Source organism: Roseovarius nanhaiticus (genome assembly GCF_900156535.1).
Classification (GTDB): Bacteria; Pseudomonadota; Alphaproteobacteria; order Rhodobacterales; family Rhodobacteraceae; genus Roseovarius; species Roseovarius nanhaiticus.
The window spans coordinates 593,662-605,877 of record NZ_FTNV01000001.1; the positions used below are offsets into that span (position 1 = coordinate 593,662).

General features: G+C 60.3%; 11 protein-coding genes. 8 read left to right on the top strand and 3 right to left on the bottom strand.

The features are described from left to right. Positions 1-36 precede the first annotated feature (36 nt). Positions 37-546 carry a cupredoxin domain-containing protein gene (locus tag BW975_RS02835; protein ID WP_076530809.1) on the bottom strand — a complete coding sequence of 170 codons (510 nt, stop codon included), beginning with the start codon at positions 544-546 and terminating at the stop codon, positions 37-39. 682 nt (positions 547-1,228) lie between these two features. Here BW975_RS02835 and BW975_RS02840 point away from each other — a divergent pair. Both BW975_RS02840 and BW975_RS02845 read left to right on the top strand, forming a co-directional pair. Then, complete coding sequence (locus BW975_RS02840) at positions 1,229-3,073, top strand: copper resistance system multicopper oxidase (RefSeq protein WP_076530810.1); 1,845 nt, start codon at positions 1,229-1,231, stop codon at positions 3,071-3,073. A 29-nt stretch (positions 3,074-3,102) separates the two neighbouring features. Beyond that, entirely contained in the window at positions 3,103-3,807 is a 705-nt protein-coding gene (locus BW975_RS02845; protein ID WP_076530812.1) for a copper resistance protein B, read from the top strand. A 63-nt stretch (positions 3,808-3,870) separates the two neighbouring features. Here the strand turns inward: BW975_RS02845 and BW975_RS02850 are convergent, their stop codons facing one another. Together BW975_RS02850 and BW975_RS02855 are read right to left on the bottom strand one after the other, a co-directional pair. Then, entirely contained in the window at positions 3,871-5,259 is a 1,389-nt protein-coding gene (locus tag BW975_RS02850; RefSeq protein WP_076530813.1) for an ATP-binding protein, read from the bottom strand. Then, positions 5,256-5,978: a response regulator gene (locus BW975_RS02855; protein ID WP_076530815.1), complete on the bottom strand. Its 723-nt coding sequence runs from the start codon at positions 5,976-5,978 to the stop codon at positions 5,256-5,258. Before BW975_RS02855 ends, BW975_RS02850 begins: the two co-directional genes overlap by 4 nt. Positions 5,979-6,161: 183 nt before the next feature. On the opposite strand from BW975_RS02855, the gene BW975_RS02860 reads away from it, so the two are divergent. The 6 genes from BW975_RS02860 to BW975_RS02885 all read left to right on the top strand — a co-directional run bounded on the left by BW975_RS02860 (position 6,162) and on the right by BW975_RS02885 (position 12,170). Then, complete coding sequence (locus tag BW975_RS02860; RefSeq protein ID WP_076530817.1) at positions 6,162-6,461, top strand: hypothetical protein; 300 nt, start codon at positions 6,162-6,164, stop codon at positions 6,459-6,461. A 173-nt stretch (positions 6,462-6,634) separates the two neighbouring features. Continuing rightward, positions 6,635-7,129 (top strand): EF-hand domain-containing protein, encoded by a 495-nt coding sequence (locus BW975_RS02865; RefSeq protein ID WP_076533320.1) that lies wholly within the window; start codon positions 6,635-6,637, stop codon positions 7,127-7,129. Between the two features lie 44 nt (positions 7,130-7,173). Beyond that, the gene (locus tag BW975_RS02870; RefSeq protein WP_076530818.1) at positions 7,174-7,842 is read left to right on the top strand and encodes a TVP38/TMEM64 family protein; all 669 of its coding nucleotides are present in this window, start codon (positions 7,174-7,176) and stop codon (positions 7,840-7,842) included. A gap of 9 nt (positions 7,843-7,851) precedes the next feature. After that, on the top strand, positions 7,852-9,195 hold the full coding sequence (locus tag BW975_RS02875) for an APC family permease (protein ID WP_083686958.1): 1,344 nt from the start codon (positions 7,852-7,854) through the stop codon (positions 9,193-9,195). Between the two features lie 87 nt (positions 9,196-9,282). Then, positions 9,283-11,631 (top strand): heavy metal translocating P-type ATPase, encoded by a 2,349-nt coding sequence (locus BW975_RS02880; protein ID WP_076530820.1) that lies wholly within the window; start codon positions 9,283-9,285, stop codon positions 11,629-11,631. A 95-nt stretch (positions 11,632-11,726) separates the two neighbouring features. After that, a complete protein-coding gene (locus BW975_RS02885; RefSeq protein ID WP_139194231.1) occupies positions 11,727-12,170 on the top strand; it encodes a hypothetical protein in 444 nt (147 codons plus the stop codon). Positions 12,171-12,216: the final 46 nt, after the last annotated feature.

Here is a 12,216-nt window from a genome sequence, read left to right on the forward strand (position 1 = left end):
ACTCGCCCGAGGGGGCGTCCCCTCGGGCCTGTCCCGCTAGTGACCCGAAAACTCGATGTCGCCGACCATTCCGCCTTCAAGGTGCCCGGGCACGTTGCAGGCAAAGCCCATCTCAGTAGCTTCTGTGAAAGTCCACACGAGTTCGGCGCTCTGCCCTGGATCAAGGAGTGCGGCATTCGGATCATTGTGCATCATGCCGCCTTGCATCATCTTGGCATGATCGAGCTTGTTCATCGTCATCATCCCCGATGTCATCATCTTCTGCATCTCGGACTTATGCCCTCCCCAGGTCTCCTTGGTGCCCAGATTGAACTCATGGACGAGCTTGCCATCGTTGCGCACCACGAACTTTATCGTCTCACCTTCAGAGACGCTGATGGTTGCGGGCTCGTATTTCATCTCGGACATGCTGACCTCGATAATGCGATCGACCTTTGCCGGATCGCCCGCCTCGCCGATGGAGGAGCCATGCCCCGGACTCGCCACAGCGGAGCCTGCAAAAAGAATAAGACCCGTAACGGCCCCTATGGATCTGAAAAATGTCATCGCGCTTCCTTGGTTGGATACTGAATACGAAGTGGGCAACCACCGCCTTTGAAAGCCGTGTCCGCCTCAGTTTGACAAAGAAAAGGATTCCTGCGCGGGAGGGTCAAGCGCACATCGCGGGCTTTATTGTAACGAAGTGTAAGCTTGCAGTTTCAGCGGATATGACAGATTTTTTTGGAGGATCTTTAGAAGCGGACAAGTCTGGATAAGATGGCACAGCTGCGCAGATTTTTGGGGGGATGGCTTCTTGCCTTGGCCGTGATGGTTTCGGCGATCACTCCCCATATGGCGGCTGCGAACGAGACCCCTCGCTCCTCGCAAGCGACTAAGATGGCCGATGATGGACGGGCTCATGCCGTTTGTCTCCCGGACAGTATGGATCACCACCAGTCGGACGGCTGTGCAGCCATGATGGCGCATTGTGCAACAGTGCTGCCGCAACCCTCCGCAATACCTCGGCTGATGGCGCTTCAGCTCCCGACTTATTACGCCTTCGGCACTGCAGGGTGGGACGTTCTCGCATTCTTTGGTGACACGCCTCCTCCACGAGGGTGAGGTCACCCAATATTTCTGCCTGAATAGGGCGAGACGATCCGCAGCAGCACTTCGCGTGTCTCTCCTGTTCGTGGCAATGCGCGCGCATTTCAGCGCTATTCCCAAAACAATTCCGAAAGGACCGGAGATGAAACCCATCCCCCTTTTCAAAACGGCCATTCTAGCCGCGGCCCTCGCCCTGTCCGGCGGCATGACGATGGCAGGCACCTACAATGTCAGCGTCGACAAGATCCGCATCGACACCGGAACGTTCAAGAAGACCGGCATTGGCTATAACCGCAGCCAGACCCCGACCGTCCTGCGCTTCAAGGAAGGCGAGCAGGTCACGATCAACGTCAAGAACAACCTGCGCGAAAGCACCTCGATCCACTGGCACGGCCTGATCCTACCCTTCCACCAGGACGGTGTTCCGGGCATCAGCTATAACGGGATCAAACCGGGCGAGACGTTCACCTACCAGTTCCCGATCGAACAGGCTGGCACCTACTGGTTCCACAGTCACTCCGGTTTTCAGGAGCCCGACGGAGCATATGGCGCCATCGTAATCGAGCCGAAGGGCGGCGAGACGGTCCGCGCCGACCGCGACTACGTGGTGCAGCTGACGGATAAACATCCCCATAGCGGCGATCGCATTTTCCGCAATCTCAAGATGTCTGCCGATTACTACAACCGCTCTCAGCGCACGCTCGAGGACTTGGTGCGCGATTCCCGCGAGGATGGCTTCAAGCAGGCTCTTCAAAATCGGGCGATGTGGGGCAAGATGCGCATGATGCCCACGGATATCGAAGATGTCCAAGGCTTCGAGCCGCTCATCAACGGTATGAGCACGGAACAGAACTGGACCGGCCTGTTCAAGCCCGGCGAGAAGGTGCGCCTGCGCCTCATCAACTCCTCCGCCATGACCTATTTCGATGTCCGCATTCCGGGACTGAAGATGACGGTCGTTCAGGCTGACGGCAACGACGTCAAGCCGGTGACGGTGGACGAGCTGCGTATCTCGGTGGCAGAAACCTATGACGTGATCGTCCAGCCCCGCGAGGCCAAGGCTTACGGCATCATCGCTGAGTCGATGGGCCGGACCGCCATGGTGCGCGGGTCGCTCTCGCCCAAGCAAGGCTATGCCGGGCTCATCCCGCGCATGCGTCCGCAACCACTGCTGACCATGGCCGATATGGGCGGCATGATGGACGGCATGTCGATGGACATGGGTGGCATGGATCATAGCGGCATGACGATGTCCTCGCAGGGCACGACGATGCCGGAGGGTATCGACCATAGTCAGATGGATATGTCGGGCAGCATGGAGGGCATGGATCACAGCAAGATGGACATGTCCGACGACATGGAGGGCATGGACCATAGCAATATGGATATGTCCGGTGGCACGCAGGCCATGGACCACAGCAAGATGGATATGTCCGGTAGCACGCAGACCATGGACCATAGCCAGATGGCGATGCCGGGCATGAACCACAGTGCCCGTGACAGCAGGGTCGGCGAGTTCTACGCGCCGGGCAGCGGCCTGATCCCCAGTGCGGCGAATGGTGGCAAGTTCCTGTCCTACAACGACCTGAAGGCGGCCAGACCGCTCTACCGGGATCGCCCGGCGACCCGCACGATCGAGCTGCGCCTGACCGGCAACATGGAGCGCTACATCTGGTCGATCAACGGCAAGAAGTTGGAGGACGCCGACCCGATCCGCCTGAAATACGGCGAACGCGTGCGCTTCAAGTTCGTCAACGAGACGATGATGAGCCACCCGATGCACCTGCACGGTATGTGGACGATCCTCGATACCGGCAAGGGCAAATGGGATCCGATCAAGCACACGGTCAGCATCGCACCAGGCACCACCGTCTACACCGAGACCGAGGTCGACGCGACCGGCCAATGGGCGTTCCACTGCCACCTGTCCTATCACGCCGAGGCGGGCATGTTCCGCAAGGTGATCGTTGAAGGCGGTCCGTCATGAGCGGCCCTATCAGGAAAGGAATCAATCCTATGAAACCTATCTATCTGACCTCATTTGCCGCAGCGCTCACCGCCCTTCTCGGCGCACCGGCAGCGGCCGAGAAGCCCATCTGGGGGTTTCAGGCCGAGCAACTCGAATATCGCTTCAACGATGGCGAGGATGCCGTGGTGTGGGATTTCGACGCACTTGCCGGCACCGATGAGTTGCGCTTCGTCTGGCGCAGCGAGGGCGAGCTGGGAGAGTCCTCGGGCGAGTTCGAGGGGCTGGAGAATCAGCTCCGCCTGCAGATGCCTATTTCGGACTTCTTCGACTCGGTCGTCGGCATCCAGGCAAGCACACCCGACGGCGGTCCGGATCGCTACAACGCCGTATTCGGCGTCAAGGGTCTTGCCCCGCAATGGTTCGAGGTCGATGCCGATCTCTATGTCTCGGATCACCCGTTTTTTCGGGCTGAGGCCGAGTATGAGGCGCTTCTGACAAACCGGCTGATCCTGGTGCCCAGCGTCGAGATGACCTTGCCCTTCAAGGACGACACGGCGGCCAATCAGGGCGCCTGGGGCCCGACAGTCGAGATCGGGGCACGCATCAGCTATGATCTGATCGATCGCGCGGTATCGCCCTATGTCGGCATCAATTACGAGCGGGCCTTTGGCGACACATCGGACATGCTGCGCGCAGCGGGCGAGGACAAGGATGCCTTCTCGGTCGTCGTGGGCACGCGGATCATGTTTTAGGCAAGATTGAGCACGCCCCTCGCAAGACACTTGCGGGGGGCCATTCCTATTCGAAACAGCAAGTCAGACGCTGTTCTCCCGCGGCAGGATCAGCGTCGCCCTCAGGCCGCCTGCGGACCGATTTTCCAGGATGACGTCACCGCCATGCGCCCGCGCGATCGTCCGGGCAATCGACAGACCCAGACCGGTGCCGCCAGTATTGCGTGACCGTGACTGCTCCAGCCGGAAATAGGGCTCGAACACGCGCTCAAGCTCTGCCTCGGGAACGCCGGGGCCCTCGTCCAATACCTCGATGGCAAGGCTGCCATCATTCGCCCGCACTGTCACGAAAGCGCCACCGCCGTAGCGTTCCGCGTTCTCGACAAGGTTCCGCAGGGCGCGGCGGATTGCGTTGGGTCGCATTCGGATCTGGAGAGCCGGCACATCACGCATCTCGAAACCGCCCGCCATGTCCTGCCGCAGCTTCTCGAGAAACGTGCCTACATCCAGCGTCTGCACCTCTTCCGACATGGCCATGCCGCGCGCGAAAGCTAGGGTTTGCTCGACCATCTCCTGCATCTCTTCGATCGAGGAAACCATGCTGTCGCGAATGTCGTCCTCATCCACCAGTTCCGCATGCACACGCAGCGCCGTCAGAGGCGAGCGCAGGTCGTGCCCTAAGGCCGCAAGCACCCTAGTGCGATCCGCGATATGGCGTGTCAGCCGATCCTGCATCTCGTTAAAGGCCACTGTCAGGTCGCGCACTTCGCGCGGGCCTGTTGCGGGCAAGGCACCGGGCGCTTCACCTTTGCCAAAGCGCTCAGCTGCCGAGGCCACGCGCCGCAAAGGCCCCGTGAGACGGCTCAGAAGGAACCAGATCGCGGCAATCAACAGAAACGCGGCGGTGATCCCGAAGCTCAGTGTCGAGATGACGGGCCATTGTAACGGAGGGCGATTGAACCGGGTATCGACATTCAGCCAGCGGCCATCTTCGAGCCCGACCGACACGGTCATCTCCAGTGTCGACAATGCGCCTTGCATCATCTGCAGATGCATCGTGCTGGCGTCCGCATTGATATGCGACATGGGTGTCAGACTGCCCTCGGCCTCGTGCAGTTCCACTCGGATGGGGCGATCGTCGTCCGGGCCGAGAAGCGCGCGCATCCGCGCCTCGACGCTGCCGCCATCCTCATGATCGAGATGATCGACCTCGGGCTGCTCCGTTATGCTGAACCGCACAAGAGGCGAGTCTGCGGCGCGCAAGATGGACGCTTGCAAATCCGTCGGCGCCTCCTCGATCAGGCGCGCGACATTCGCCGCCCGGCCGGCGGCTTCGGATCCGAGCGCGGCGCGCACAGCGAGGCCACGCTCATCGACGAAAAGCCATAGGCTGATGGCTTGGGCCAGCAAAAGCGCGCCGATGATCAGCAGCACAAGCTGCCCCCGCAAGCTGCCAAGGAACCGGCGCGTCATGTTGCGTCCTCGACATCTGCCGACAGGCAGTATCCCCCGCCCCGAACCGTCGTGATCAGCTTCGGGCGCATCGGATCCTTTTCGACCCTGCGGCGCAGCCGGCTGACCTGATTGTCGATTGTCCGGTCAAAGAGACCCGCCGTGCGGCCTGCAGTGAGATCCAGCAGTTCGTCCCGCGTCAGCACAAGGCGCGGCCGTTCCAGAAGAACGGTCAGCAGCTTGAATTCCGACACTGAGAGCTGCGCCTCCGCACCGTCCTCATCGACCAGAACCCGCGTATCCGTGTTCAATGTCTGGTGTCCGAAACTGATTCGTCGGCCCGCAAGGGAGCCGGCGAACATCTCGGGTCGGCCCGCGCGTCGGAGAATCGCCTTGATCCGCGCCAATAGCTCGCGCGGATTGAACGGCTTGGCCAAGTAATCATCCGCGCCCACTTCAAGGCCAACGATGCGGTCCATCTCCTCGCCAAGTGCGGTAAGCATGAGGATCGGGATCGTGCCGCTTGACGAGAGGCGACGACAGATCGAAAGCCCGTCCTCGCCCGGCATCATCACGTCCAGCACGATCAGGTCGAACCGGCTCTTGGCGAGCGCGGCATCCATCTCGGATGCATTCTCGGCCTTGGTCACGCGCATCCCGTTCTTGATGAGATAGCGCGACACCGCGTTCCGGATCTCGAGGCTGTCGTCGACGACAAGGATATGATGCGCATCTGCCATGGGAGGACGTTACCGAATTTTGTATCGGAATGTATCCGCCAAACGCCTGAAAAATGTAACGAAAGGTATCGTGGTTCGGCGTCGTGACATGGTGATACAAACCCGCCTCTCAGCCCCGTTGAAGCCACCCTCGCAATGCTCAAGTAGAAGTCATCGACAACGAGAGCAGAAGGAAGCCTCAACATGAAACGTAGCACCATCCAGATTTTCGCCCTGATCGGCGCCATCTCCGCAGGCGGCGCGGCTTATGCCAACCAAGGCCATATGAGCGGCCATCACCAGCTGCCTGAAAACACATCCGTCCAGAACAACGGCTCGTTCAGCACCGGCGACGTCCAGCACCTTGACCGCTACAGCGATGGCACTCTGATGGCGAAGCCGGGAGAAGACACTCACGCTGATACCGTTCACGCCCGCAATACAAAGACCAACGCTGATGGTATCGACGGCCCGCTGCCGCCCGAAGCCGGCGCTGACCGCTGAAACCCGTCGACTGACCACCGATCTGCAAGGCACCTGCGTGGCGCCCGCGGATCGGAACAGACCGCGCCCTGAAATGTTGCCCTCAAGCGCAGTGATGAATGCAGGGACGGCATCGCGTCCTCATCATCGCGCTTTCGCTATATGTTTTCGAAACCTCAAGAACGGAGATCACCATGTCTACTCACCCTCTTTTCATCCTCGCTTTAGCCGCATCGACAGCCGTAGGATCGGCGGCGCTGGCCCAAACGGACCACGGCCATGGCACCAAGTCGTCGACCGATGCAGCCACGAGCCAAAAAAGCCCTGCTGGCATGATGGGGAACATGCATTCTGGCAAAGGCATGATGGGCGGCATGATGGCCGACATGATGAAGATGGCCGACAAGGACGGTGACGGCGCCGTCAGCGCTGATGAGATGCGCGACATGATGCAGACCAGGCTGTCCGAAAACGACGCGGACGGCGATGGAAGCCTGTCCCCAGCCGAATTCGAAGCGATGCACATCAAGATGATGCAGCAACACCTGACCGAGCGGTTCGCGCAACTAGACACCGATGGCAACGGCGCCCTCAGCAGCGATGAGATGGCCGCACATGCCGAGATGATGTCCAAGATGCACTCTGGCGCAGGTGGTATGGGCCACGGATCACACAAGAAACAGGACTGAAGCGGTTAGACCCGAGGTCTGGATGATCGGCGAGGGCCCCACGCATGCTCGGAGAATTATCGTCGCGGCAACGCACCACGGTCGTGGTTGTCCTTCTCGGCTTCGGCGCCGCCGTGGCGATCCTTTTTGGTCCTTGGGAGCTGCCGATCGATGAGTTGAACGGGGCGCGAATAGAAACCTGGCTCAGGGCTGCCGGTTTCTGGGGCCCGCTTCTGATCGTGCTTCTCATGACTGCCGCGATCGTCGCCTCGCCGATCCCCAGCGCGCCCATCGCCTTGGCGGCGGGCGCGGCATATGGCCATACGGCGGGCACCGTCTACGTCGTCATCGGCGCCGAGCTCGGGGCGCTCATCGCTTTCGCGCTCGCGCGGTTTCTGGGTCGCGACATCATGGTGAAGTGGTTCGGCGAGAAGGTGGATCTTGGCTGGCTCGGCTCGCAGAACGCATTGACCGGGGCAGTGCTGGCCAGTCGCCTCATGCCTTTCGTCTCGTTCGATCTGGTCAGTTACGCGGCCGGGCTTAGCGGATTGCATTTCTGGCGTTTCGCGCTGTCTACCTTGGCCGGGATCATCCCGGCCAGTTTTTTTCTGGCGCATTTCGGCATGGAGGCCGTGAGTGGCAAGCCAGGCTCTGCCACGTGGATCGCGATCGGCCTTGGTATCGTGACGCTCATCCCATTGGTTGCCATCGCCGTGCGAGAGCGGGGCAAATGACAAGAACAAATGAAATTTAAGGAAATTGATGTGACCTCGGAGTATCAGAAAAACAGCATATCCCTCGCAGGCGCTATCGCGATGGGCACAGGCGTCATGATCGGCGCCGGGATCTTCGCACTGACCGGTCAGATCGCCGAGCTTGCCGGACCTCTCTTTCCGTTGTCGTTCATCGTTGGCGCCATTGTCACAGCGTTCAGCGCTTACAGCTATATCAAGGTGTCGAACGCTTACCCCTCGGCGGGCGGCATCGCGATGATCCTGCAAAAAGCCTACGGGCCGACGACCATAGCCGCAGGCGCGGCCCTGCTGATGGCCTTGTCCATGGTCATCAACGAGAGCCTCGTAGCGCGAACCTTTGCAACCTATTTACTACGTGGCCTCGGTATGGATCAGTCCTCGTGGCTGGTGCCCGCGCTTGGCGTTAGCCTCATAGTCTTTGCCTACCTGATCAACGCTGCTGGCAACAAATCCGTCGGGCTGTTTTCCATCGTGATGGCCGTCATCAAGGTGGGTGGCATCGCGCTCTTCGGGGCGGCAGCACTCTGGGCGGGCGGCATTTCATTCGAGGCCGCCTCTGATCAGCAATCGACACAGGCGACTGGCTTCGTCGCTTCCGTCGCGCTGTCCATCCTGGCGTTCAAGGGCTTTACCACCATCACCAATAGCGGGGCCGAGGTCACCAGCCCTCATCGCAATGTCGGACGGGCGATCATCGCATCCATTGGCATCTGCGTGATCGTCTATTTACTGGTCGCCTTCGCCGTCGGATCCAGCCTGAGCCTGGAGGAGATCGTGGCCGCCAAGGACTATGCGCTGGCCGAAGCTGCCGGGCCAACGCTAGGGCAGACAGGCTTCTACCTGACTGTCCTTCTGGCCATTGTCGCCACCTCGTCGGGCCTGATCGCCAGCATCTTCGCGGTCTCGCGCATGCTGGCCATGCTGACCGACATGAAGCTGATCCCTCATAGCCATTTCGGCATGACGGGCAAAATCCGAGATCACACGCTGGTCTACACGGTCGTCATCGCGGGCGTGCTGACGGTCTTTTTCGATCTCAGCCGGATCGCATCTCTCGGCGTGTTCTTCTACCTCGTAATGGACATGATCATCCATTGGGGTGTGTTTCGTCATCTGAAGGAAGACATCGGGGCCAAGGGGTGGGTCATGCTTTGCGCCATCGCCCTTGATGTCGTCGTTCTCGCGGCATTTACCGGGATGAAATGGCAAAGTGATCCGCTCATCGTTTTCATATCGCTGGGGCTCATGGCGGCTGTCTTTGTCTTCGAGTGGCTATTCCTGCGCAAAAGGAGCCAAAACGACGCTGAGCCTCACTCAGACATGCAGAAATAAGCGATGCGCACGCGTTCTGGATCATGACTTGACCCTCCCCCCGCTGGAACGCCCATCTTCTGAACTGCAAAGCAATCGGAGCACGTCATGACAAAAAATCATCCACACCACCATGACGGCAGCGTCGGACACAACGTGCCGGAGGGTGCAAAGTCCGCACAGGATCCTGTTTGTGGCATGACGGTTGCCGTCACTGAAGAGACCCGCCACGAGGATTTCGGCTCGGAGCGATTTCACTTCTGCTCCGAAGGCTGCCAAGCGACATTCCAGAGCGACCCATGGTATTACGCTTCTGGCCGCAGCAGGGAAGCCGCTGTCGCGGCGACCCCCGGAACGCAATACACATGCCCGATGCATCCCGAAGTCATCCGCGATGAGCCTGGCGCGTGCCCGATCTGTGGCATGGCGCTTGAGCCGCTTCTGCCCACGGATGAACCCAGCGAGGAACTGGTCGATTTCACGCGGCGCATGTGGATCAGCGCGGTGGCGGCGGTGCCGCTGGTGATCCTGACTATGGGCGAGCTTGTCGGCCTGCCGGTCAGGGACTGGCTGGGTCACCAACTGGCCATCTATATCGAGTTCGTTCTGGCGACGCCTATCGTGCTCTGGGCCGCGGCGCCATTTTTCCGCAGAGGCTGGGAGTCGATCCGCAATGTTTCGCCCAACATGTGGACGTTGATCGCGCTCGGTGTCGGCGCGGCATATCTCTACTCACTTTTCGCGACCTTTCTGCCGGGCGTTTTTCCCGCCGAATACAGGATGGGTGAAAGCGTCGGCACGTATTACGAGGCCGCGGTTGTCATCATCACGCTGATTTTCGTAGGTCAGGTGCTGGAGTTGCGAGCGCGCGAGAAAACAGGTGACGCAATCAAGGCGCTGCTCGATCTGGCGCCGAAGACAGCCCGGCGCATCCTTCCAAATGGCGATGAATATGAGGCCCCCCTCGAAAACATCCGTGAAGACGATCTTCTGCGCGTTCGGCCTGGTGACAGCGTCCCGGTGGATGCGGAGGTCGTCGAGGGACATTCAAGCATCGATGAAAGCATGATCACCGGCGAACCGCTGCCCGTAGAGAAACGGGAGGGTGATCGCGTGACCGGGGGCACGATTAACAAGAACGGCACATTGGCGATCCGGGCCACCCAGGTCGGCGCAGACACGATGTTGGCCCAGATCGTCGAGATGGTCGCCGGTGCGCGCCGCTCCCGGGCGCCGATCCAGGGCATGGCCGACAGGGTTTCGTCGATCTTCGTCCCGACCGTCGTGGCCATTGCGCTGACCTCTTTCGCTGTCTGGCTCTGGATCGGTCCAGATCCAGCATTGGCTTTCGCCATTGCCTCTGCGGTTTCCGTGCTAATCATCGCTTGCCCCTGTGCCTTGGGCCTTGCCACGCCGATCTCGATCACGACTGCCGCCGGGCGCGGGGCGCAAGCCGGCGTTTTGATCAAGGATGCCGAAGCGTTGGAGCGCATGGCGCGGGTCGACACGCTGATCGTGGATAAGACAGGAACGCTAACCGAAGGACGCCCCAAGCTTACCGATGTCGTGGCCATGGCTGATATCATTGACGAGACCCTTCTTGGGCTGGCCGCCGCGCTGGAGCGTGGATCGGAGCATCCCTTGGCCGAAGCAATCGTTGAGGGCGCCCGGACCCGCGATATCGTCATTGAGAAGGCGTCGGATTTCGAGTCTGTGACCGGGAAGGGTGTGCAAGGACTGGTCGGAGGTAGACAAGTTGCCCTTGGCAACCCGGCGATGATGACCGAGTTGGGCATCGATACGCAAGAAGCCGACAAGGCCGCCGATGAGTTACGCGCTCAAGGCAAGACCGCGATGTATGTTGCGCTGGACGGCGCACTCGCCGGGCTGGTGGCTGTTGCCGATCCTATCAAGGAAACCACCGCCAGCGCGATCCGCGAGCTTCACGCGGTCGGCCTTCGGGTCATCATGGCGACAGGCGACAATCAGCGCACCGCAGAAGCCGTCGCCGGGCAACTGGGCATCGACGAAGTTCGCGCTGGCGTTCTGCCCGAGGACAAGAAAGCGCTGGTGGAAGAGTTGCGCGCAAAAGGCGCCTCCATTGCCATGGCAGGCGACGGGGTCAACGACGCTCCGGCCCTCGCAGCCGCCGATGTGGGCATCGCAATGGGCACAGGTGCGGATGTTGCTGTAGAAAGCGCCGGCATCACGCTCCTGAGCGGCGACCTTGTCGGTATTGTCAGGGCACGCAAGCTGGCCAAGGCTACGCTTCGGAACATCAAGCAGAACCTTTTCTTTGCATTCATCTACAACGGGGCTGGAGTGCCGATTGCCGCCGGCATCCTCTATCCCTTCACAGGCATTTTGCTTTCACCCATGATCGCAGCCGCCGCCATGAGCCTGTCGTCGGTTTCAGTCATTACGAATGCACTTAGATTGAGGCGGCAGAAGCTCTGATGACATGGCTGAGCACAGATCATCACGGTTTGCCCTTCGCTTGCGTTCACGCGCTTCTTACTTGACCTGCGTATGATTAATCGTAACTCAAGGGTATGGTAGCTTCATTCCGCAATTGCAGGCCGAGACTGGTCGTCCGACTGGCACATACCGTGCTCATGGGCGTCATGCTCTTGGCGATTGCGATGCTGCCCGCCGCAGCGAATGACATGATCTGCCTGCCCGGCAATCAGATGGAAGCCCAGCACGAGGTCGCTATGTCGGCCGATCATCATCCCGTTGATTGCATGACGAGTGCCAAGCAAATGGACGACAGCGATCAGTTCGATCACATGTCAATGGACGCGACAGAGCCTGGTGGCGCGCCAGATGCGTCCATGCATTGCATGCCAGCGATCGGAACTGCGCTCACCTCGGTAGAGATGGCTGCGCCCGTCCTCGTAGGCACCTTGGTGGAAAGTGGCGGCTGGCCGATCGAAGCCTCCACGCTGCCCTCACGCGCATCTTCTACTCAAGACCGCCCTCCTCAAGCCCTCTGATCACTCTTTAGCTGTGCAAGCTCAGGAGGGCTTGCGCGCGATTTTG